The organism is Bacillus sp. AK124 (genome assembly GCF_053903085.1).
On the sequence record NZ_CP096378.1, the window covers coordinates 151,970 to 174,455 of the forward strand.

At 47.2% G+C, this 22,486-nt stretch carries 18 protein-coding genes, 1 pseudogene and 1 riboswitch; of the genes and pseudogenes, 17 read left to right on the top strand and 2 right to left on the bottom strand.

The window, feature by feature from the left end; all coding sequences use genetic code 11:
* The first annotated feature begins 101 nt into the window (after window positions 1–101).
* The 9 genes from M1E06_RS00745 (at window position 102) to M1E06_RS00785 (ending at window position 11,419) form a co-directional block, all read left to right on the top strand.
* On the top strand, window positions 102–1,511 hold the full coding sequence (locus tag M1E06_RS00745; protein ID WP_043054613.1) for a glycoside hydrolase family 43 protein: 1,410 nt from the start codon (window positions 102–104) through the stop codon (window positions 1,509–1,511).
* A gap of 136 nt (window positions 1,512–1,647) precedes the next feature.
* Entirely contained in the window at window positions 1,648–2,637 is a 990-nt protein-coding gene (locus M1E06_RS00750; RefSeq protein WP_123032421.1) for a choloylglycine hydrolase family protein, read from the top strand.
* 18 nt (window positions 2,638–2,655) lie between these two features.
* Window positions 2,656–3,198: a hypothetical protein gene (locus M1E06_RS00755; RefSeq protein WP_025810552.1), complete on the top strand. Its 543-nt coding sequence runs from the start codon at window positions 2,656–2,658 to the stop codon at window positions 3,196–3,198.
* A gap of 329 nt (window positions 3,199–3,527) precedes the next feature.
* A complete protein-coding gene (locus M1E06_RS00760; RefSeq protein WP_020453512.1) occupies window positions 3,528–5,372 on the top strand; it encodes a beta-glucoside-specific PTS transporter subunit IIABC in 1,845 nt (614 codons plus the stop codon).
* A 40-nt stretch (window positions 5,373–5,412) separates the two neighbouring features.
* Entirely contained in the window at window positions 5,413–6,822 is a 1,410-nt protein-coding gene (locus M1E06_RS00765) for a glycoside hydrolase family 1 protein (protein ID WP_020453511.1), read from the top strand.
* Between the two features lie 107 nt (window positions 6,823–6,929).
* Window positions 6,930–7,616: a response regulator transcription factor gene (locus tag M1E06_RS00770; RefSeq protein WP_020453510.1), complete on the top strand. Its 687-nt coding sequence runs from the start codon at window positions 6,930–6,932 to the stop codon at window positions 7,614–7,616.
* A 5-nt stretch (window positions 7,617–7,621) separates the two neighbouring features.
* On the top strand, window positions 7,622–8,626 hold the full coding sequence (locus tag M1E06_RS00775) for a sensor histidine kinase (RefSeq protein WP_020453509.1): 1,005 nt from the start codon (window positions 7,622–7,624) through the stop codon (window positions 8,624–8,626).
* Between the two features lie 101 nt (window positions 8,627–8,727).
* Entirely contained in the window at window positions 8,728–9,489 is a 762-nt protein-coding gene (locus M1E06_RS00780; RefSeq protein WP_020453508.1) for an ABC transporter ATP-binding protein, read from the top strand.
* Window positions 9,479–11,419: an ABC transporter permease gene (locus M1E06_RS00785; RefSeq protein ID WP_020453507.1), complete on the top strand. Its 1,941-nt coding sequence runs from the start codon at window positions 9,479–9,481 to the stop codon at window positions 11,417–11,419. Before M1E06_RS00780 ends, M1E06_RS00785 begins: the two co-directional genes overlap by 11 nt.
* Before the next feature lie 154 nt (window positions 11,420–11,573).
* Here the strand turns inward: M1E06_RS00785 and M1E06_RS00790 are convergent, their stop codons facing one another.
* Window positions 11,574–13,754 carry an ArnT family glycosyltransferase gene (locus M1E06_RS00790; protein WP_165389261.1) on the bottom strand — a complete coding sequence of 727 codons (2,181 nt, stop codon included), beginning with the start codon at window positions 13,752–13,754 and terminating at the stop codon, window positions 11,574–11,576.
* Between the two features lie 214 nt (window positions 13,755–13,968).
* Here M1E06_RS00790 and yhfH point away from each other — a divergent pair, with 214 nt between their 5' ends.
* The 3 genes from yhfH to aceA are packed head-to-tail and all read left to right on the top strand — an operon-like array spanning window position 13,969 to window position 17,024.
* Complete coding sequence (yhfH, locus tag M1E06_RS00795) at window positions 13,969–14,106, top strand: protein YhfH (protein ID WP_023856901.1); 138 nt, start codon at window positions 13,969–13,971, stop codon at window positions 14,104–14,106.
* 42 nt (window positions 14,107–14,148) lie between these two features.
* Window positions 14,149–15,738: a malate synthase A gene (gene aceB / locus M1E06_RS00800; protein ID WP_048350093.1), complete on the top strand. Its 1,590-nt coding sequence runs from the start codon at window positions 14,149–14,151 to the stop codon at window positions 15,736–15,738.
* A gap of 14 nt (window positions 15,739–15,752) precedes the next feature.
* Window positions 15,753–17,024 carry an isocitrate lyase gene (aceA, locus tag M1E06_RS00805; RefSeq protein WP_020453504.1) on the top strand — a complete coding sequence of 424 codons (1,272 nt, stop codon included), beginning with the start codon at window positions 15,753–15,755 and terminating at the stop codon, window positions 17,022–17,024.
* 50 nt (window positions 17,025–17,074) lie between these two features.
* Here the strand turns inward: aceA and M1E06_RS00810 are convergent, their stop codons facing one another.
* On the bottom strand, window positions 17,075–17,233 hold the full coding sequence (locus M1E06_RS00810; RefSeq protein ID WP_020453503.1) for a hypothetical protein: 159 nt from the start codon (window positions 17,231–17,233) through the stop codon (window positions 17,075–17,077).
* A gap of 204 nt (window positions 17,234–17,437) precedes the next feature.
* A riboswitch (TPP riboswitch) is annotated at window positions 17,438–17,542 on the top strand.
* 114 nt (window positions 17,543–17,656) lie between these two features.
* Between M1E06_RS00810 and tenA the strand changes: the two genes are divergently transcribed.
* The 5 genes and pseudogenes from tenA to licT all read left to right on the top strand — a co-directional run bounded on the left by tenA (window position 17,657) and on the right by licT (window position 22,210).
* Window positions 17,657–18,343 carry a thiaminase II gene (tenA, locus tag M1E06_RS00815; RefSeq protein ID WP_020453502.1) on the top strand — a complete coding sequence of 229 codons (687 nt, stop codon included), beginning with the start codon at window positions 17,657–17,659 and terminating at the stop codon, window positions 18,341–18,343.
* Window positions 18,340–18,939, top strand: a complete 600-nt coding sequence (locus M1E06_RS00820) for an ECF transporter S component (protein WP_020453501.1) — start codon at window positions 18,340–18,342, stop codon at window positions 18,937–18,939. The genes tenA and M1E06_RS00820 overlap by 4 nt, the downstream gene beginning before the upstream one ends.
* Complete coding sequence (locus M1E06_RS00825; RefSeq protein WP_456270908.1) at window positions 18,914–20,464, top strand: ABC transporter ATP-binding protein; 1,551 nt, start codon at window positions 18,914–18,916, stop codon at window positions 20,462–20,464. Before M1E06_RS00820 ends, M1E06_RS00825 begins: the two co-directional genes overlap by 26 nt.
* Window positions 20,461–21,194, top strand: a pseudogene (locus tag M1E06_RS00830) (energy-coupling factor transporter transmembrane component T family protein). Before M1E06_RS00825 ends, M1E06_RS00830 begins: the two are co-directional and overlap by 4 nt.
* 182 nt (window positions 21,195–21,376) lie before the next feature.
* Window positions 21,377–22,210: a BglG family transcription antiterminator LicT gene (gene licT / locus M1E06_RS00835; RefSeq protein ID WP_020453498.1), complete on the top strand. Its 834-nt coding sequence runs from the start codon at window positions 21,377–21,379 to the stop codon at window positions 22,208–22,210.
* The last annotated feature ends 276 nt before the right edge of the window (window positions 22,211–22,486 follow it).

Consider the following 22,486-nt stretch of genomic DNA (forward strand, 5'->3'; position numbering starts at 1 on the left):
GCCGACTTTGTCGGGAGCTTTTTTGTTCGTAATAAACCTTGGATAAGCAGCATATGATGAATTGTCAAAAAATGAAAGCGCTTCAAAAGAAAGGAGAACAAATGAATATGAGAAAGTGTTTCATCCAAGTCCTTGCATTGCTTTTCATCATGGCTGCATGTTTCGCGCCAAACCAAGCTTCTGCACAAACTCAAAAACCTGTATTTTCAGAAGTGGCGGTTCACGATCCATCCATTATTAAAGCGAATGGCACGTACTATGTCTTCGGCTCCCATTTAGCTTCGGCCAAATCGACGGACCTCATGAAATGGACGCAAATTTCCTCGAGTGTCCACGATGGCAATCCTCTGATTCCGAACGTATATGAAGAATTAAAAGAGGCCTTTGAATGGGCTGAAACTGATACGTTGTGGGCGCCTGATGTCACCCAGCTTGAGGACGGCAAGTTTTATATGTATTACAACGCCTGCCGCGGGGATTCTCCGAGATCTGCGCTCGGACTTGCTGTCGCGGACGACATTGAAGGCCCATACAAAAATAAAGGCATTTTCCTGAAGTCGGGAATGGACGGGATCAGCAATGACGGCACGCCTTATGACGCGACAAAGCACCCAAATGTCGTCGATCCGCATACATTCTTTGATCAAAAAGGAAAGCTGTGGATGGTGTACGGCTCCTATTCCGGGGGAATTTTTATTTTAGAAATGGATAAGAAAACCGGACTTCCGCTTCCGGGACAGGGGTACGGCAAAAAGCTGATCGGCGGCAATCACAGCCGGATTGAAGGCGCATACATTCTCTACAATCCTGAAACACAGTATTACTACCTGTACATGTCCTTCGGAGGGCTTGCCGCTGACGGCGGGTACAACATTCGCGTCGCCCGCTCAAAAAACCCTGACGGCCCTTATTATGACGCAGAAGGCCATGCGATGATTGACGTCCGCGGCAAAGAAGGAACGTTTTTTGACGATCGCTCAATCGAACCGTACGGTGTCAAACTGATGGGGAATTTCTCATTTAGCAATCAAAACGGCTATGTATCGCCGGGCCATAACTCTGCCTTTTACGATGAAAAAAGCGGCAAATCGTATTTAATCTTCCACACCCGCTTCCCGGGACGGGGCGAGGAGCACGAAGTCCGCGTCCACCAACTGTTGATGAACAAACAAGGCTGGCCGGTTGCCGCCCCTCACCGCTATGCCGGAGAGAAGCTCGACAAGGTGAAAAAGTCAGATGTGATTGGCGCCTACGAATTGGTGCGTCATGGAAAAGACATATCTGCAGATATTAAAGAATCGAAAGAAATCCACTTAAATCAAAACGGCAAAATAACCGGCGCAGCGGCCGGGACGTGGAAGAACACGGGAGACAACAAAATCGAACTCAAGCTCGACGGAAAAACATATGATGGCGTATTTTTGCGCCAGTGGGATGCAGCTTCTGAGCGGAAGGTGATGACGTTTAGTGCGTTGTCTCGTGAGGGAGATGCGGTTTGGGGGAGTAAATGATGTGATTAAAAATGACCTCTGTTCTGGAGGTCATTTTTATCTTAATCCCTTTCATTTTGACGAATCATTTCCAATTCGATAACATGGAAATAAATTGTTCACGAAGTGTAATATCAAACGAAAAGGATGAGACGCAATGTGTACAAGTATCACGTTGACGACTGCGGGTCGGGAGCATTTATTGGCGAGGACGATGGATTTTGATTTTGAGCTTAACGGGGAAGTGCTGTTGCATCCGCGTCGCTACAAATGGAAAAGTGAAGCAGACGGCAGCGAGCATGCCGGCCGGTATGCGTTTATCGGGATGGGCAGAAGGCTCAATAATGCGCTGTTTGCCGATGGTGTGAATGAAAAAGGATTGTCTTGCGCGGCGCTTTATTTCCCGGATTATGCTGTGTATGAAAGCGAGACGAAAGAGCAATGCCGCAATCTTGCGCCGCACGAATTTGTGACATGGGTGCTGTCGGAATGCGGCGATTTGGAGGAAGTGAAAAAAGCGGCTGTTTCCGTAAACATTGTTGAGAGAGAGGTCAGCTTGCTCAGTACGGTGACGCCGCTTCATTGGCTATTAACGGACCGCTCCGGTGCGAGCATCGTTGTTGAACCGGCATCCGGAGGCATTCAAATTCATGATAATCCGGTCGGCGTGCTGACGAACAGTCCGGATTTTCCTTGGCATTTGACCAATTTGCGCAATTATATCGGTCTTCAGCCGGGACAGTTTGCCGCGAAAAAGATGGGAGACCTGACGCTGTCGGCTTTTGGCCAAGGTTCCGGGCTGTCCGGATTGCCGGGAGACTTTACACCGCCATCCCGTTTTGTCAGGGCGGCAGTTTTGAAAGAGCACATGAAGCCCGTGTCCAACGAAACAGAAGGCGTTTCTGCCGCGTTTCATATTCTCTCCCATATGAATATTCCCAAAGGGATTGTCATAACTGACAATGGCGAAGACGATTACACCCAATATACGGCGGTGATGTGCAGCGAGACGTGCAGCTACTATTTTCACCATTATCAAAACAGGCAGATTCAAAAGGTTTGCATATTACAGGAAGACCTGGACAGCAACGAAATAAAGGCGTTTCCGCCAAAGCAGGAAGAGACGTTTCATTCTCTTCAATCATAAACGAAAGAAGGAACAATATTGCAAAACAAAACAGCAAACAGACTCATTTTATTAGGCATTAGTTTACATAGCATATATTGGTTGTTTATATTATTTTTGTTTTTTCATTTCAAACATCAATTTGACGTTTATGCCGTTTGGAATCCGAATGTCACGGACGGATATATGGAGGCTGGGACTTTCGTGGCCGCGCTGAAGTTGATGATCTACTCAGGCACGTTGTTTAATTTGGCTCTCTTGTTCATTTTGAGCTTGTTGATTGTAATTTTAGTACAGTCGGTCATTTTTATTGCCTTGGAAATCACCGCTTACGTGAAAATCAAAAAAGATCCGTTTTCTCCATGGGGCTCTTTTATTTTAGCGATGGGCATTAAAAACATTTTCACAAACTTATCAGGGATTCCGTTCATGGCCGCCGGATTCATTCTTCATAAGCAGCAGGAACCGAAAGACGCAGTTGCACAGCCGGCAGCGCGAAGGAAAGCAAGGCGAAGCCCCGCATTGCTTATGAAAAAGGCGGCGAAAGCTAGAAAACATAGAAATAAAGGTATAAAGTCTTAGTTTCTAGTTTGCGTGTATTCTATTTTTTATGAGACAATTGTAATGAAAGCGTTGACATGAACAAAAACAGGTGCTACAGTATAGTTACAAACTAATATCAGCAAGTTTCTTAAGGATTGTTACTGCTTTTGCAGGCAAAACCTAAGTTGCGTACAGCTTTCTGGGACATCGTCCCATTCAAGCCGGCGTAATTTAGGTTTTTTTTATACCCAAAATGAGGAGGTGATGTGAGATTCCGAGGATTCATTGCGGTTCCAAGCCAATAAAAAAGCCGGGTGAAGGCGGCCACCTTCAGTCCGGCAGATTCCCCCAAAAGAGGAGGTACTCATATGGATTATAATAAAGTATCGAAGGACATTTTACAACTCGTGGGCGGTGAAGAGAACGTACAGAGCGTGATTCACTGCATGACAAGACTGCGTTTCAACCTTTATGACAATGCGAAGGCAGACCGCGCGAAACTGGAAAGTCTTCCGGCTGTAATGGGCACCAACATCAGCGGCCAGCAGTTTCAAATCATCATTGGAAATGATGTCCCTAAGGTGTACAAAGCGATCATTGCCAACAGCGGGCTCAGCGATGAAAAAGCGGGCGAGCAGCAAGCCGGCAAAAAGAAAAACGTGCTGTCCGCCATTTTTGATGTGATATCAGGCGTATTTACGCCGATTCTCCCGGCGATTGCCGGAGCGGGTATGATCAAGGGGATCATTGCTATCGCCGTCACGTTCGGCTGGATGAGTGAAAATAGCCAGGTCCATACCATTTTATCGGCTATCGGCGACGGAGCATTTTACTTCCTGCCGATTTTGCTGGCGGTCAGCGCCGCGAGAAAATTCGGCAGCAATCCTTATGTTGCGGCGGCGATCGGAGCGGCGATTCTGCATCCCGATCTGACAGCGCTCCTCGGTTCAGGGAAAAGCATTTCTTTTGTCGGATTGCCTGTAACCGCTGCCACTTATTCGTCCACAGTCATTCCGATCCTGCTCGCGATTTGGATTGCATCTTACGTTGAGAAATGGATTGACAGAGTCACCCCGACTTCGTTGAAGATGATTTTTGTACCGACACTGACGCTGCTGATTGTGGTGCCTGTCACATTAATTACAGTCGGTCCGCTCGGTGCGATTGCAGGGAACTATCTGTCAATCGGTGTGAACGGTTTATTTGAAAACGCCGGTTTAATCACGATGATCCTTTTAGCCGGAACGTTTTCTTTGATCGTCATGACAGGAATGCACTATGCTTTCATTCCGGTTATGTTCAACAACATTACGCAAAACGGCTACGATTATTTGATACCTGCGATGTTCTTGGCGAATATGGGGCAGGCTGGCGCGTCATTTGCCGTCTTCCTGCGATCCAGAAATAAGAAATTCAAATCATTGTCGCTGACGACAAGCATCACGGCTTTGATGGGGATTACAGAGCCGGCGATGTACGGTGTCAACATGAGGCTGAAAAAGCCGTTTGTTTCTGCGCTTCTCGGCGCCGCTGTCGGAGGTGCATTTTACGGCATCACCGGCGTAGCAGCATATATTATTGGCGGAAACGTCGGTTTGCCGGGAATTACAACGTTTATCGGTCCGACTTTTATACAGGCCATGATCGGGATCGTCATCGCGTTCTTTGCCGCTACAGCGTTTGCTTTTGTATTGGGATTTGAAGACATTCCGTCAGATGAAGCCGATGAACCGGCGGCTGCTTCTTCTACGACTGGCGGTAGTGAAATTATTCAAAGCCCGCTGAAAGGCGAAGTCAAAGCATTGAGTGAAGTGGATGATGCGACATTTTCAGGAGAAGTCATGGGAAAAGGTGTTGCCATTGAGCCAGAAGAAGGCAAAGTGGTGTCGCCTGTATCAGGCACGATCACGACCGTTTTTCAAACGAAGCACGCCCTCGGCATCACTAGCGACAATGGGGCAGAAATTATTATCCATATCGGAATCGATACGGTGAAATTGAACGGTGAGCACTTTACCGTGCATGTCAATAAAGGAGACGCTGTAAAGCCGGGAGACCAGCTTGTCTCATTTGATATGGATGCGATTAAGGATGCAGGCTATCAGTTAATCACGCCGGTTATCATCACAAATACGGACCGGTACCAGTCGATCAAGTCTTTGAAAACAGATGAAAGCGTTGACATTGAGGAAGCGCTGATCGCGCTGGCGTAGAGAGAGGAAAGCTCGACAAATTTGGATGAGGTGAAAGGATATGACTGAACAAACGAAAAAATTCCCTGATGGTTTTTTATGGGGCGGAGCGGTTGCCGCAAACCAAGTAGAAGGCGCCTATAATGTCGGCGGAAAGGGGCTCTCGACAGCTGATGTGTCGCCGAACGGGGTTATGTATCCATTCGATGAGTCGATGGAGTCATTGAACCTGTATCACGAAGGCATCGATTTTTACCACCGCTACAAAGAAGATATCGCTCTTTTCGCCGAAATGGGATTTAAAGCGTTTCGGACATCGATTGCCTGGACGCGGATTTTTCCTAACGGTGATGAAAGTGAACCGAATGAAGAGGGACTCGAATTTTACGATCGCCTCTTTGATGAGCTATTAAAATACAATATTGAGCCAGTCGTGACGATATCCCACTATGAAATGCCGCTCGGTTTAATTAAAAAATACGGAGGCTGGAAAAACCGGAAAGTGATCGAGTGCTATGAACATTATGCGAAAACGGTTTTCACCCGCTATAAAGACAAAGTGAAATATTGGATGACGTTCAACGAAATCAACATGGTCCTGCATGCGCCGTTTACAGGCGGTGGCCTTGTATTTGAAGAAGGCGAAAACCAGTTAAATGCGATGTACCAAGCGGCGCATCATCTATTTGTTGCAAGCGCCCTTGCGGTAAAAGCAGGCAAGGATATTATTCCGGACGCTAAAATCGGCTGTATGATTGCCGCAACGACGACATACCCAATGACGCCAAAACCGGAAGACGTGCTCGCCGCGATGGAAAATGAGAGAAGAACGCTGTTTTTCTCGGACGTACAGGCACGCGGAGCTTATCCGGGCTATATGAAGCGCTTCTTTAAGGAAAATGGAATTGCGATTGAGATGGCTGAAGGTGATGAAGACATTCTGAAGGAAAACACAGTCGACTATATCGGTTTCAGCTACTACATGTCAATGGTTGCGAGCACGAATCCGGAAGATTTGGCAAAAACGGGAGGCAACTTGCTCGGAGGGGTTAAAAACCCGTACCTTGAATCGTCCGAATGGGGCTGGCAGATCGACCCTAAAGGAATCCGCATTACGCTGAATGCATTGTATGACCGCTATCAAAAGCCGCTTTTCATTGTTGAAAATGGGCTCGGCGCCGTCGATGTCGTCGAAGAAGACGGTTCGATACAAGATGACTACAGAATCAACTATTTGCGCGATCACTTAAAAGAAGTAAGAGAAGCGATCGCAGACGGCGTCGACTTAATCGGCTACACATCATGGGGCCCGATCGACTTGGTCAGCGCATCCACCGCCGAAATGAAAAAACGCTACGGCTATATTTATGTCGACCGTGACAATGAAGGAAACGGCACGTTTGCAAGAACGAGAAAGAAAAGCTTTTACTGGTATAAAAAAGTGATCGAAACGAATGGCGAGAGTTTGTGATATTTAAAATGGCTGTCCTTTACAGGACAGCTTTTTTCTCTGTAGCGCATGAAAACGATTTGCTATACACTTGACTTAGAAAAAAGACAAAAAGTGCGGTGAGGCAAATGTTTAAACTGCTGTTGATCGAAGACGATGAATCGCTGTTTCAGGAAATAAAAGAACGGTTAACCGGGTGGTCATACGAGGTGTACGGCATCGACGATTTCAGCGAAGTGATGCAGGAGTTTGCGGCGATTAAGCCCGATTGCGTCATTATCGATATTCAGCTGCCGAAATATGACGGGTTTCATTGGTGCCGGCAGATCCGTTCCCGTTCCAACGTTCCGATTCTCTTTTTATCTTCGCGCGACCATCCGGCTGATATGGTCATGTCCATGCAGTTTGGAGCAGATGATTATATTCAGAAACCGTTTCATTTTGACGTGCTGATTGCCAAAATCCAGGCGATTTTCCGCCGTGTTTACGACTATAATACGGAGCCTGAGATTCTGAAGAAAGCGTGGTGCGGTGCAACCGTTGATCCCGAGCAAAACCGCGTCAGCAATAAGGCGGGGTCGATCGAGTTGACGAGGAATGAAATGTTCATTTTAAAACAATTGATCGACCAAAAAAACAAAATTGTCAGCAGGGAAGAATTGATGAGAAGCTTATGGAACGATGAGCGTTTTGTCAGCGATAACACGCTGACGGTCAACGTAAACCGTTTGAGAAAAAAACTGGATACCTTGAACTTGGGGCAATATATTGAGACAAAGGTCGGCCAGGGCTATATGGCGAAAGAAGAAGGATGATGAGAATGCTGAAAGCGTTTTTGACCGAGAGGCGAAGCTGGATCGCCATATTTGTCTTGCAGCAGATCGTCTTTCTGTTTATCGCTTATGTCGATTCATCCATTCCTTTTGCATCGATTTTATATATGACCTATTTGTCTTCATTTATTTTTATCGTTTTTGTACTTGTCCGCTTTCGGAGGGAAACGAAGTTTTATAAAAGCCTGGAAGAATGGGATCACAATCTCGATGTGACAAACATTCGAGAGGCGGAAACGCCTTTCGAAACGATGATTGAAAAAAGCATAGCCGAACAAACGAAACAGTTAAAGCAAGAGGCGGCGCAGCATCGCCTGGCATTGGAGAATGAAAAAGATGAGCTCATGGCCTGGATACACGAAGTCAAAACGCCGCTTACCGCCATGCATTTGATCATGGAGACGATTGACGATCAATCATTAAAATCGAGACTCGACTATGAATGGCTGCGCGTTCACCTGCTGCTCGATCGCCAGCTTCATCAAAAGCGGATGTCGTTTATCGAAAATGACTTGTCTCTTGAAGCTCTAGAGCTCAAACCTTTAATCTTTAAAGAACTAAAAGATTTGCAATCATGGTGCATTCCAAAAGGGATCGGGTTTGATATACAGCTTGAGGCCGGGGAAGTGCTCAGCGATGCGAAATGGCTGTCTTTTATCATGAGGCAGCTGCTGACAAACGCAGTGAAATACAGCGAAGCATCCGATATTTTGATTAAAAGCTATGAACAAGATGGCCAGGTGCATCTCGCAGTTCAAGATTTTGGACGGGGCATCGATCCAAAAGATATACCGCGTGTGTTTGACAAAGGTTTCACATCAACAACGGAGCATCATGATCAGGCCGCCACGGGAATGGGGCTGTATTTGGCGAAAAAAGCGGCAAAGCCGCTCCTGATTCATATCGAGGTTGATTCTAAACCAGGAACGGGGACAACCTTTACGCTGATTTTTCCGAAGCGGAACGAATTTTCCCGTGTGCTTGGCGTGTGACAAAAGTGTCACACGCTTTTCTTTTTTGTTCGCTGAATCGAAGGAAAACGGCTGTCCTCCTTTCTATAATAAAAATATCCAGTCAAAAGGAGATTTTAAAAATGATGATTTTAGAAGCGAAAAAAATACGAAAAAGCTATGGAAATAAGCACAATAAACACGAAGTGTTAAAGGGAATTGACATTCAGATCCAAAAGGGTGAATTTGTCAGTATTATGGGCCCGTCAGGTTCAGGCAAAACAACATTGCTCAATGTTCTGTCCTCTATTGACCAGGTGAGCGGCGGAACGATTAACATCAACCAAGCTGAGATGACGAATCTGAAGGAAAAACAGCTTGCTGAATTCAGGAAGCAGCATTTAGGATTTATCTTTCAAGAATACAATTTGCTCGATACGCTGACAGTGAAAGAAAATATCCTTCTGCCGCTGTCGATTACGAAAATATCAAAAAAAGAAGCCGGTCAAAAATTTGAGGAAGTCGCGAAAGAATTAGGCATCTTTGAGCTGAAGAATAAATATCCGAATGAAATTTCCGGCGGGCAAAAACAGCGCACATCAGCAGCCAGGGCGTTTATTCATGAACCGAGCATTATTTTCGCTGACGAACCGACCGGTGCGCTTGATTCGAAATCCGCATCAGACTTGTTAAACAAGCTGAGCCAGTTAAATCAAAAGCGCCGGGCCACAATCATTATGGTCACCCATGATCCCGTCGCCGCGAGCTTCTGCAGCAGAGTGGTTTTCATTAAAGACGGACAAATTTATACGCAGCTGAATAAAGGCGGACAAGACAGGCAGATGTTCTTTCAGGACATCATGAAAACGCAAGGCGTGTTAGGCGGGGTTCAGCATGAGTATTAATCAGCTGATCTTCCGCAACCTGAAAAAGAATATACGGAACTATTACCTTTATGTGTTTGCGTTAATCTTCAGCGTGGCGCTTTATTTTGCGTTTGTTACGCTGCAATATGATCCGGCGATCGATGAAGTGAAGGCATCGATAAAAGGCGCAGCGGCTTTGAAAGCAGCTTCCATTCTTCTAGTGGCAGTAGTAGCAGTTTTTATTTTGTATGCCAATACGATTTTTATTAAGCGGCGCAGCAAAGAAATCGGTTTATTCCAGCTAATCGGCATGAGGAAGCAAAAAATCTTCCGCATTTTAAGTTTGGAAAATGTCATGCTGTATTTCGGCTCTTTGGTCATTGGGGTGTTTGCCGGGTTTTCGATCTCAAAGCTCGTGCTTATGACTTTATTTAAAATAGTAGATGTTCAAGCTGAAACCGAATTGAATTTTTCCGGAGAAGCGCTTGTGCAAACTGTCATTGTATTCTGCGGAATCTACCTGCTGGTGATGGTGATGAATTATACGTTTATCAAAAAGCAAAGCATTTTATCATTATTTAAAGCGACATCAGCTACGGAAGATAAGGTAAAGAGAATATCCGTTTTTCAAATGATCATTGGTTTATTGGGCATCTTGTTTATTTTGTCGGGATATTACATTTCTACTGAGTTGTTCAGCGGAAAATTCAAGACCATAGATGAGCTGTTTTATGCGATGAGCTTTATTCTCGGTACCGTTATCATCGGAACGTACTTCTTTTATAAAGGATCGGTCAGCTTTGTCTCCAACATCATCCGCAAAAGCAAAGGAGGCTACTTAAATATTTATGAAGTGCTGTCCCTTTCATCGATCATGTTCCGGCTGAAATCAAACGCTCTATTATTAACGATCATCACCACTGTTACGGCACTGGCGATCGGTTTGTTATCCTTGTGCTATATTTCGTACTACTCTGCAGAGAAAGCCGCCGAACAAAATGTGGCGGCTGATTTCGCTATGACAAATCAAAAGGATGCAAAACGGTTCGAACAACTATTGGATGAAAACAACATTCCATACAGCAAAAAAGAAATTCATGTCATTCAGGCGACTTTCAATCTGGAACAAGTTGTCGAAGGGGATCCTGAAAATATGGCTGGCGACCCGGGGAAATTACCTCTTGCTGTGGTCAGCGATGCACAAATTGACGGGATTGACGTGCATAAAGGAGACGTCATTTTCTCAGGGTATACCGACCTTCTCCAGAAATTTATGGCTTTAAAAGAGACCGGTGCCGTAAAGGTAAAGAGCAGGCATGAGACAATCCCATTAAACTATATAGGCTTGAGAAAAGAGTCGCTCTTATCCTTCAACTTTACCAGCGGCGGATTGCCTGTAGCCGTTGTGGATGATGCGCTGTTTAAACGTCTGAGCCAAGACAAAGATCCAAAATTACAGCAGAAGTCGAGTCTTTTTTACGGGATCAATTTAAAAGATGAAGATCAGATTCAGCAGGCAAATGAATTGTTTGCAACAGTGAATCAAAACGATCAGCATTTATCGCTCCTCGATGCAAGCACAGCTCAAAAATCGCTTTTCGGACTTGCCATGTTTATCGTAGGATTTCTAGGACTTACGTTTCTGATCACATCAGGATGCATCCTTTACTTTAAACAAATGGACGAAAGCGAAGATGAGAAACCGAATTACACGATCTTGAGAAAACTTGGTTTCACGCGCGGGGATCTTCTGAAGGGGATACGAATCAAGCAAATGTATAATTTCGGAATTCCATTGGTTATCGGCCTGTCTCACAGTTACTTTGCTGTCCAATCCGGCTGGTTCTTATTCGGAGCAGAGGTGCGGACGCCGATGATCATCGTGATGGTGCTGTACACCGTTCTGTATTCTATTTTCGGTTTGCTGTCCGTTCTTTACGGTAAGAAAGTGATCAAGTCGGCGCTGTAGCTGAGCCGTGTGGAATCTCGTGCAGGTCGGCGGCAAACGATGACCCTATATGGAGAAAAACTTCTTTACCATATTGAACATCATCCGCCGGTTATTTTTAGAAAAGCATAATCAAAAGCCCATCGGATGAGTCCGATGGGCTTCCTCATATTTCCTACAGCTCAACCTTGTAGAGTGTTTGCTGCTGTCCGCCGCCCAGGCCGCCCCTTGCGCCCTGTTGTGCGGAGCTGTCTGTATTGTTCGTGGTACTGTTGTATTCATCAGACGAAATTTCGGTTCCGTTTTCTTTAATCCAGGAGACGAGCTCACTGTTGCCTGAGTTGTCACTGATCAGAAAGTATTTTATTTTTCCTTCTTTGACGAGGTTTTTCAGCTCACTGACCGACAAGATCGGATCTGTGCCGTTGAAGCCTCCGAGCGCCATGACATTTTCGTCGGCATTGATGATATACGGGGCTGCGGTTACCGTTGTCAATGTCGCGAACAGGTACTCTTCGTCGGTATTATTTTTCCGGAGGTATGTGAGCAATCCTGTGTCCACATCCGAGCTGAACATTCCGCCTCCGTTGGAGCTTTGCAGCTGAGGCCCCGATTCAGGAAGAACGCTGTTTCCTCCGTAAAGGATCGGTGTTGCTGACCAATAGACCGGTGTCAAAAGAAGCACGCACAAGCTGATGATGGTGAGCTGCTTTCCGAATGGATGACTTCGCTTCAGCATCAGTAAGGCGATGCTGACACCCAGCCCCAAGAGGCCCATGACATACATCCAGGCGTTGCCGATTTGGCTTGTATATGCGCTTAAAATATACACTTGGAATGCTGCCGTTGTCAGAACGGCCGCCGGCAGCAGATAGCTTGCCCAGTCTTTGTGATTTTTGTAAAGGCCGTACATCGCGTACCATCCAATTCCTGACAGTGCGGCGATCGGCGGCGCCAGCATAATCAAGTAGTAGTGGTGAAAGAATCCGGCGATGCTAAAGAACCCGGCAACAGGAACGAGCCAAGCAGCCCAAAAGATTGTTTCTTTCATTTCGCCTGCATTTTCACGGCGGCTGCGGAGCCAGCTGATGATCATGCCGAGCAGTCCGAATAATGCGAATGGAAGCATCCAGCTAATTTGGCCCGATAAAGCAGATTGGAAGAGCCGCAGGGGTCCTGCGTCACCGGTGCCGAACATGTTCATGCTTTGTCCGCTGCCTTGACCTGCACCCGGTCCGCCATTGCCACCGGGCCCGCCGTTGCCTCCACCCGGTCCGCCTCCGGTTGGCGGCTGACTGCCGCCGTTTGCTCCTTGAGAACCGTCATCGGTCGCGTTGCCCGCAGCCGGCGGCTGCATTGCACCGTTTTGTCCATCGGAGCCGTCGGATGAACGGCTTCCGTCTTGAGTTTGCGCATTGCCGTTGGTCGCGCTGCTTGCACCCGGCGGCTGCATCGCGCCATTTTGTCCATTGGAGCTGTCGACTGCATTGTTCCCGTTCTGAGTGTGTGCATTGCCGTTCGGCTGCTGCATGTCTCCTCTAAAACCGTTCATATCGCCGCGGACGTTGCCCGTCGTCTGGCCGAGCAGCCGCTCTGTGCCGTTGTAGCCGAAAGCCAGTTCAAGCACGGAGTTGGTTTGACTGCTTCCGACATACGGGCGGCTGTCGGCCGATGTATAGTCGACAGCAAGCGCCCAAGAAAGCGAAACGCCGGTGAGAACAATAAGCGATAAAACAGCGGACACAATTTTTTTCTTCCAATTCGCATGGGCCGCGATGAGATAAAACAGCAAGAACGCGGGAAGCACCATGAATGCCTGAAGCATCTTCATATTGAACCCGAGGCCGATGAGGCCAAATGCAGCGAGCAGCCAGAGCAGCCTGCCTTGTTTGACCGCCTTCATCAGGCACCATGTACCAAGAAGGAGCGTGAAGACGAGCATGCTGTCGATATTATTCGTCCGGCTTACGGCAACCGCGATCGGCGTCAGCGCCATCACCAGCGCTGAAATGCGGGCGGCTCCTTTTCCGAATTTCGGTTTAATCAGTGCGTATAGCAGATAGACGGAACCCGCACCTGCAAGCGCCTGCGGCAAAATCACACTCCACGTATGCACGCCGAAAATTTTCGCAAATATGGTCTGAATCCATAAAACGAGGGGCGGCTTATCTACTGATACGAATCCGGAAGAGTCGAATGACGCAAAGAAGAAATTGTGGAAGCTTTGCGTCATGCTTTTGACCGCCGCCAAGTAATACTGGTTGGCGGCATTGTCCTGCCAAATGTTATATGTATTCAGAATAAGAGCTGCCAACAAAATCAGAATCAGAGTGACATCAAGTTGTTTGTTTTTTATTTTCATCATCACTTTCACCTCTTTATGTTCCCTATTCTAGAAGAAAAATATGAACAAGTTATGAATAAAAAGAGAACAATCTATTTTTGTTTGAATGGAAAAAAATAAATATTTTTTGGAAAAAGGTGTGTACTTTTTTCTTTTTGCGCTGTATACTGTACTACAACAGAAATTAAAAACATAAAACTGTTCTATAAAAAGGAGAGTGACACAAATGAGCTTGAAAAGTCCGATGGAATTTTTCAGAACGCTTCCAAAAAAAACTTGCCCTGAATGCGGTGAAAAGATGGAGGAGCAGGCTGAATCTTACTTTATGGAATGTGAGCGCTGTCTTTCCAAAAAAGGCGAGTAAGCAAACTGTTTTATAACAATGCATGTAAAGGGGTAGGGAGACATGAAAACAGAGGAGAAGAGAACTCAGATAACCGGATCGATGAATCCGCAGTATGAAGAGATTTTGACAAAAGAAGCGCTGGAGTTTATCGGACGTCTTGAACGACATTTCGGGGGAAGAAGACGGGAATTGCTGCATTTGCGAACGATCAGGCAGGCTGAAATTGATCAAGGGAAGAATCCCGGTTTTTTGGCGGAAACGAAGCACATCCGCGAGGCGGACTGGACGGTCGCGCCGCTCCCCCGGGATTTGGAGGACCGCAGGGTTGAAATCACTGGCCCGGTCGACAGAAAAATGGTCATCAATGCTTTAAATTCAGGAGCCAAAGTCTTTATGGCCGACTTTGAAGATGCGAACTCGCCGACTTGGAAAAACTGCATTGAAGGCCAGGTTAATTTGCGGGACGCGGTTCGCGGGACGATTTCTTTTACGAATGAACAGGGCAAACGCTATGAGCTGAAAGAAAATCCCGCCGTCATCATTGTAAGACCGAGGGGATGGCACTTGGAAGAGAAGCATGTGCTGATCGGCGGCAAGCCCGTGTCAGCAAGCCTGTTCGATTTTGGCCTTTATTTTTTCCATAACGCAAAAGAGCTGATCAAAAAAGGAAGCGGCCCTTATTTCTACCTTCCAAAAATCGAAAACCATCTGGAAGCAAGGCTGTGGAACGACGTATTTGTTTATGCGCAAAACGATTTGCGCATTCCGCAGGGCACGATTAAAGCGACGGTTCTCATTGAAACGATCCTGGCGGCTTTTGAAATGGATGAAATCCTCTATGAATTGAAGGAGCATTCAGCCGGACTTAACTGCGGCAGGTGGGATTATATTTTCAGCTTTATTAAGAAATTCAGGAACAGGGAAGAAGTCATTCTTCCAGACCGCTCAGCCGTGACGATGACGGTTCCAAACATGAGAGCGTACTCCCTCTTGGCGATTCAAACGTGTCATAAACGCAATGTCCATGCGATCGGGGGAATGGCGGCGCAAATTCCCGCTAAAGACAAACCTGAGATCAATGAAGCCGCATTTGCCAAAATCCGCGAAGATAAGGAACGTGAAGTAAAAGACGGACATGACGGAACATGGATCGCGCATCCCGGCATGATTCAAACGGCGCTCGATGTATTCAATCAGCATATGCCGTCGGCGAACCAGATTCATAGAAAGCGGGAAGACGTAAAGGTCGAGGAAAAAGACTTGCTGGAAGTACCGCAAGGCCGGATTACAGAAGCAGGCGTCCGTACCAATATCAGCGCCGGCATCCGCTATTTAGCTTCATGGCTGTCGGGCAGAGGCGCCGCTCCGATCGACCACTTAATGGAGGACGCAGCAACGGCGGAGATTTCCAGAGCCCAGCTTTGGCAATGGATTCGCCATCCGAAAGGGGTTCTTGACGATGGCCGGAAAGTCAACGCCGAAATGGTCAAGATGATGAAAGAGGAAGAAATGCAGAAAATCTTCGAAGAAGCCGGCATAGAACATTTTCGGAGCGGCCGGTTCGAAGAGGCCGGACAGTTATTTGAACAGCTGATTTTGGATGATGAATTCGCGGAATTTCTAACGATACCCGCTTATGAAAAAATATGATGGGGGAATGTGCGATGCTGAAAGAAAAACAACTCGCAGAAAGCTGGGAGCATGAAGAACGCTGGAAAGGGATCACAAGGCCGTATCAGGCGGCTGACGTTATTCGGCTGAGAGGCACGCTTGAGATTGAATACACGATTGCAAGGCGCGGCGCCGAAAAGCTGTGGAAGCTTCTCCACACAGAGGACTTCGTGCCGGCGCTGGGCGCTTTGACCGGAAATCAAGCCATGCAGCAAGTAAAAGCCGGATTGAAAGCGATTTATTTAAGCGGTTGGCAGGTGGCGGCCGATGCCAATTTGTCAGGGAGCATGTATCCTGACCAAAGCCTTTATCCGGCAAACAGCGTGCCGGAAGTCGTCAAAAAAATCAACCGTACGCTGCAGCGCGCCGATCAAATTCACCATATGGAAGGAAAAGAAGACATCGATTGGTTTGCTCCGATTGTGGCCGACGCTGAAGCGGGCTTCGGCGGACAGCTGAATGTGTTCGAGCTGATGAAAGGTATGATTGAAGCCGGCGCCGCGGGAGTTCACTTTGAAGACCAGTTGTCGTCTGAGAAAAAGTGCGGGCATTTGGGCGGGAAAGTGCTGCTTCCGACGCAAACGGCGGTGCGTAATTTGATTGCCGCGCGCCTCGCCGCAGACGTGATGGGAGTCCCGACCATTCTTATTGCCCGTACGGACGCGAATGCGGCCGACCTGATCACAAGCGACGTCGATTCATATGATGCGCCGTTTTTGACGGGAGAGCGAACAGCGGAAGGGTTCTTCAAAACAAAGCCGGGTCTTGATCAGGCGATTGCGAGAGGTTTGGCGTATGCGCCGTATGCCGATTTGATCTGGTGTGAAACGTCTGAGCCGAATATTGAAGAAGCCCACCGGTTTGCACAGGCGATCCATGAAAAATTCCCGGGCAAACTGCTCGCCTACAACTGCTCCCCTTCGTTCAACTGGAAGGCCAAACTGGATGACAACACCATCTTGAACTTCCAGAAACAGCTCAGTGAAATGGGCTATAAATTTCAATTTGTCACACTGGCAGGCTTCCACGCCTTAAACCACGGCATGTTTGAATTGGCCCGTCAATATAAGCACCGCGGAATGGCGGCGTATTCTGATCTGCAGCAGGCCGAGTTTGCCAGCGAAGTCCACGGCTATACGGCGACAAGGCATCAGCGCGAAGTCGGAACGAGCTACTTTGATGAAGTCGCCCAGGTTGTGACAGGCGGGACTTCATCAACCACTGCACTGAAGGGATCGACTGAAGCGGAACAATTTCAATCCTAAAAACGTAAAAAGCCGCCCGTCATTGGGCGGCTTGCTTGTTGTCTATCAAGTTAGCAATTGACATCATTGGAAGGGGCGGTAAAAGGGTTTTCCCTAATAACAGTCAGTGTCTGATGATTCTTGTTGTTTCTTTTGGCCGGCCGGTTGTCTTTGCTGAAAGAATAGAACAAATACACAGCCATTGTCAAAATCAAGATAAACATCATCATAAATATCCCCTCCAAATTTTTTTGTCTTCACTATATTAGACGAACAAGCCCGCAAAAGGTTTCAGAAAATTAACATTTTTCCATAAATATTTTTACCCGCTGCATCTTCTGTATGAAACCCGGCGGTTTTATACAAGAATAAAACTGAAAAACTCAGGTTGACATCATAATCATTGATGTGTAGAGTAAAAGTTAATGTAATAGGAAGTCCACTAGGGGAGCCGTAAGCCGGCTGAGACAAGTAGCGATCTTGGACCCTTTGAACCTGATCTAGTTCATACTAGCGTAGGGAAGTGGAGCCGGTGTCTTTATGATTTCATCATACAAAGGCCGCTCCATTTTGGGGCGGCTTTTTTGCGTATAAAGCGGCTCGCTCCCCCCTGTGCCTTCCTTATAAAACCGATTGCTGAGGAGGCTATCTACATGAGTTTTTCTGCAGAACTTCGCCGCGAGGCAGACCCTATTTTTGAAGCCATTTTTGAGCATCCGTTTGTATTGGGACTGGCGTCCGGCAAGCTGAAAAAGGAGCAGCTTATTCATTATGTGAAGCAAGATTACGAGTATTTGAACGCTTTTATTCAAATCTACGGAATTGCAATTTCCAAGTGTCAAAACCGGAAAGACATGGAGATGTTTCATGAGCAGATTTCATTTGTATTAAACAGCGAAGTGCACCCGCACAACAACCTGTGCCGGGCCGCGGGGGTGGAGTATGAATCTCTGCAGGGCTATCCGCTTGCGCCTTCTGCCCATCATTATATCCGCCATATGCTGACGGCGGCGCACGAAGGCACGCTGGGAGAGATATTAGCCGTCTTGCTGCCTTGTCCGTGGACATATTGGGAGATCGGAAAAAAACTGATGATGGACGTTCAGCCTGACCCGTCGCATCCATTTTATGACTGGATCTGTTTTTACGGAGACCGAACCGATTCAATCACGACGAAGTTTTGCGCCCGCCTGGATGAATGGGCCGAAACAGCGGGCAAGGCTGAAAAAGAAAAAATGAAGGAGCTTTTTTTGCAAAGTTGTCAGCTTGAATACGGCTTTTGGGAGATGGCTTATACAGTTGAAGATTGGCCTGTGGAAATGGAGGCGGTGAGACGATGAATTGGAACATGAAAGAAGTCGTGATGGCAGTGATCTTGTCCGTTGCATGCGGCGTCATTTACTTAGGATGGTCCACCTTGTGGATCCCTGTTTCAGCTATTGTCGGGCCTGTCGGAGCGAACTTTATGTTCGGCATTTGGGTGATCGCCAGCCCGATTGTCGCTTATATCATCCGTAAACCGGGTGCGGCGCTGATTGCCGAGACGGCAGCTGCGGCGGTCGAACTGCTGACCGGAAGCCACTTTGGACTGTCAGCATTATTAATCGGTGTGTTCCAGGGAGCCGGTGCGGAAATCGCTTTTGCGATCTTTCGCTATAAGCGTTACAACTTGTTTACCCTTATGCTTTCCGGTGCGCTTGCCGCGGTCGGAAGCATGACATACAGCCTGATGGCGAACGGTTTTGCCTACTATACGACGCAAACGCTGATCATGACGCTTATCATCCAAATCATCAGCGGCATTGTACTCGGCGGCTGGCTGGCAAAAGCCGTTGTCGAAGCGCTTGCGAAAACGGGCGTCCTGAATCAGTATGAGATCATGAAGGAACAGCGGAAGAAGGATGATGCCGATGCGTTCATTTCTCGGATGCAGTAACCTTTCCGTCCTGTCGATTGGGCAGGGAGAGAAAGTGCTGATACTCGGTCCGAGCGGAAGCGGCAAATCGACACTGTTGTCCGTGCTTTCCGGCATCATTCCTGAACATGTCGAAGCTGAGGTCAGCGGAGAGGTCAATCGCAGAAAGAGCGCCGGCGTTATGTTTCAGGATCCGGATTCGCAGTTCTGCATGCTTCATGTTGATGAGGAAATCGCTTTTAGCCTAGAAAACCGGTCTGTCTCCCCAAAAGATATGGACGGCATCATCTCGGAGCTGATGGAGCAAGTCGGATTAAAGATAGATAAGAAAACGCCGATCGAAACCTTGTCAGGCGGTATGAAGCAGAGACTGGCATTAGCGTGCCTGCTCGCTCTGGAGCCTGAAGTGCTGTTTTTTGACGAGCCGACGGCGCAGCTGGACCCGGCCAGCCGGAAAGACATCTTTGCCTTGCTTCGTAACGTTTCACGAAAAAGCGGACAGACGATGGTGTTCGTCGAACACGTGCTGGACGGCTGTATCGAGTGGATGGACCGCGTCATTCTTTTCAATGGAAAGGGACAGATCATCGCTGACGGAAAGCCGGAAGAAATCGTGAAACATTTTCAGCCGGAGATGAAAGCGGCGGGCATCTGGCAGCCGAAACTGTACCCTGCGGTATGGGAAGATGTCATCACACAAGATGATCATCCGCTCGCCGTCAAGCTCTCTTCTACATTGAAAATGAAAGAGGAGGAGGCGAAAAACAGGCCTACAGCTGACAGAGACATATTGATCCGCGCAGACGACGCGGCGATCGGCTATCGGAAAAAGATCGTTGCCGACGGCATCACCCTTGAGATTCCAAGGGGAGAATGGATTTCGGTCATCGGCGAGAACGGGAGCGGAAAGAGTACGTTTTTAAAAAGTCTGATCAGGCTTGAAGCCGTCAAAAAAGGGCGCCTTTATCTTGAGGATCGGGAGCTGAAGAAATGGTCCGACCGTACGCTCTATGAGAAGGCCGGCTTTGTTTTTCAAAATCCCGAGCTTCAATTTATTCGGGACACGGTGTTTGACGAGATCGCGTTCGGGGCGAGGCAGCGGGGATGGCCGGAGGACCGGGTCGAAAAGAAAACGGCTGAATTGCTGCGGGAATTCGGACTTGACGCTCATCAAAAAGCGCACCCCTTTACATTAAGCCTCGGGCAGAAACGGCGTTTAAGCGTTGCGACAATGCTTTTGTTTGACCAGGATCTGCTGCTGCTTGACGAGCCGACATTCGGTCAGGACGAAAGGACGGCGCAAGAATTAATCAAGCGGTTAAAGGAACGGCAGGAACGGGGAACGACGATTGTGATGGTGACGCACGACATGGACATCGTAGATGAGCATTCCGGCCGTGTCATCGTGTTTCATCAAGGGAAAGCGGCATTTCAAGGAACGCCGTATCGATTATTTTCTGATCAAGGCCTCGTCCGCCGCTTTTCATTGATACCGCCGCTTCATTACCGGTTCATGCATGAAAGAAAGGAGAGGGTTCCCGTATGAAAAGCAATGGTTCACTTCTTTCGGCATTGAACCCGAGCGCCAAGCTCTTTTCCCACCTCCTGGTCATGTGCTTGCTCATGTTTGTTTCAAATCCGAAACCGACTCTATTCATTTGGCTGTTTGCGGTTGCCATCGGAATTTTTTTCGGGGGATGGACTTTGTCTTATTTAAGTAAGCGGCTGTTGCCTTATCTCGTCTTTTTTATTCTCGTCTTTTGGATGATGGCCGCTTTTGGAAAAGGCGAGGAAACGATTTGGGAATGGGCCTGGTTCCGCGTCACCGAGGAAAGCGTCGGCAATGGGCTGACAATCGCGCTCCGGATGCTCGGGTTTGTCACATACGGTCTTTTGTTTACATCAACAACCGATTTGACGCAGTTTATTATGAGCCTGGTTCATCAATGCAGGCTGTCGCCTAAATGGGCTTATGGCTTGCTGGCCGGCTTCCGTTTTGTCCCGCTTTTTCAGTCTGAGCTTTCGCAAATGAAGGCGGCGCACAAAATCAGGGGCTATAAGCAAAAAACAGCTGGAAGGCGTTTATTCGCTATGCGCTGCCTTTGTTTTCGCAAGGCATCCGCAAGTCGGAAAGAATCGCCGTTGCCATGGAAGCGAGAGGGTTTACCGGTGCAAAAGACCGCACCTACTATCAAACAGCGCGGCTTTCCGGAAAAGACTTCGTTTATTTTGCGGGTCTGGCGTCAGTCACAGCGGGAATTTTGCTCATTTTTTAAGAGGGTTTTTTACAGGGCCGCACTGCGGCTCTTTTTTTATAAATCGGGCATTCTGTAAAATGTAAATATTTCGGACGTTGACTGAAACATATTGACCTAGGCCAAAAAGATTGTACAATCAATGTGTACCATATGAAAAAAGAAATATAAAAAATCCCCTTACAAGATGGGAGTGGCGCGATGTGAAAATTGCCAAAGTGATCAACAACAATGTGATCAGTGTTTTAAATGAACAGGGTCAGGAATTAGTGGTCATGGGCAGGGGAATCGCTTTTCAAAAAAAGCCTGGGGAAGCGGTGGATGAATCGAGAATCGAGAAGATTTTCAGGCTTGATAATAAAGATGTATCAGAAAGATTTAAGACGCTGTTGGACGAAATTCCGATCGAATTTATGGAAATGTCTGAAGAAATTATCTCCTATGCGAAATTAAAGCTCGGCAAGAAGCTGAATGACAGCATTTATGTCTCGCTGACCGACCATATTCATTTCGCCGTCGAACGGCATAAAAAGGGTCTGGATATTAAAAACGCCCTGCTTTGGGAGACAAAACGGCTGTATAAAGATGAGTTCGCCATCGGCAAAGAGGCGCTGGCCATCATTGAAAAGAAGACGGGGACAGCTCTTCCGGAGGATGAAGCCGCTTTTATCGCACTCCATATCGTAAACGCCGAGCTGAATGAAGAAATGCCGAACATCGTCAATATTACGAAAGTCATGCAGGAGATTTTAAGCATCGTCAAATATCACTTTCATATCGATTTTGATGAAGAATCGCTTCACTATTACCGCTTCATTACCCATTTGAAATTTTTCGCGCAGCGGCTGTTCAGCGGAGCCTATATGGAAAGCCGGGACGACTTTTTATTTGAAACCGTCAAAAATAAGTACCGCGACGCTTATGTGTGTACAAATAAAATCAGGCAGTACATCGAAAAAGAATACGGTCATCAGCTCACAAACGAAGAGCTTCTGTATTTGACGATTCATATCGAGCGGGTCGTTCATCAAAAATAGAGGATGATGCTAAAATGAAAGCGTTGACAATTGGATAAATGTATGCTACTTTTTACTTACATCAACTTATACAGGTTGTTAGGATTGTTACTGATCATGCAGGCAAAACCTAAATGACTGTGAGCGGGATTCTTATGCCCTTGTTTTTCACAGTGATTTAGGTTTTTTTATTTTCATCATGTCTTAAAACGGGATTGTTACTGTTCGGCAGGCAAAACCTAAACTAAGCCTTCTTTGTACTGGCTTTAGTTTAGGTTTTTTATTTTTTAACAGCTT

What these genes read in the sequence shown, in the direction of transcription:
- M1E06_RS00745 (WP_043054613.1), top strand. Translation starts at nt 102, where the DNA reads ATGAATATGAGAAAGTGTTTCATCCAAGTCCTTGCATTGCTTTTCATC.
- M1E06_RS00750 (WP_123032421.1), top strand. Translation starts at nt 1,648, where the DNA reads ATGTGTACAAGTATCACGTTGACGACTGCGGGTCGGGAGCATTTATTG.
- M1E06_RS00760 (WP_020453512.1), top strand. Translation starts at nt 3,528, where the DNA reads ATGGATTATAATAAAGTATCGAAGGACATTTTACAACTCGTGGGCGGT.
- M1E06_RS00765 (WP_020453511.1), top strand. Translation starts at nt 5,413, where the DNA reads ATGACTGAACAAACGAAAAAATTCCCTGATGGTTTTTTATGGGGCGGA.
- M1E06_RS00770 (WP_020453510.1), top strand. Translation starts at nt 6,930, where the DNA reads ATGTTTAAACTGCTGTTGATCGAAGACGATGAATCGCTGTTTCAGGAA.
- M1E06_RS00775 (WP_020453509.1), top strand. Translation starts at nt 7,622, where the DNA reads ATGCTGAAAGCGTTTTTGACCGAGAGGCGAAGCTGGATCGCCATATTT.
- M1E06_RS00780 (WP_020453508.1), top strand. Translation starts at nt 8,728, where the DNA reads ATGATGATTTTAGAAGCGAAAAAAATACGAAAAAGCTATGGAAATAAG.
- M1E06_RS00785 (WP_020453507.1), top strand. Translation starts at nt 9,479, where the DNA reads ATGAGTATTAATCAGCTGATCTTCCGCAACCTGAAAAAGAATATACGG.
- yhfH (WP_023856901.1), top strand. Translation starts at nt 13,969, where the DNA reads ATGAGCTTGAAAAGTCCGATGGAATTTTTCAGAACGCTTCCAAAAAAA.
- aceB (WP_048350093.1), top strand. Translation starts at nt 14,149, where the DNA reads ATGAAAACAGAGGAGAAGAGAACTCAGATAACCGGATCGATGAATCCG.
- aceA (WP_020453504.1), top strand. Translation starts at nt 15,753, where the DNA reads ATGCTGAAAGAAAAACAACTCGCAGAAAGCTGGGAGCATGAAGAACGC.
- M1E06_RS00810 (WP_020453503.1), bottom strand. Translation starts at nt 17,233, where the DNA reads ATGATGATGTTTATCTTGATTTTGACAATGGCTGTGTATTTGTTCTAT.
- tenA (WP_020453502.1), top strand. Translation starts at nt 17,657, where the DNA reads ATGAGTTTTTCTGCAGAACTTCGCCGCGAGGCAGACCCTATTTTTGAA.
- M1E06_RS00820 (WP_020453501.1), top strand. Translation starts at nt 18,340, where the DNA reads ATGAATTGGAACATGAAAGAAGTCGTGATGGCAGTGATCTTGTCCGTT.
- M1E06_RS00825 (WP_456270908.1), top strand. Translation starts at nt 18,914, where the DNA reads ATGCGTTCATTTCTCGGATGCAGTAACCTTTCCGTCCTGTCGATTGGG.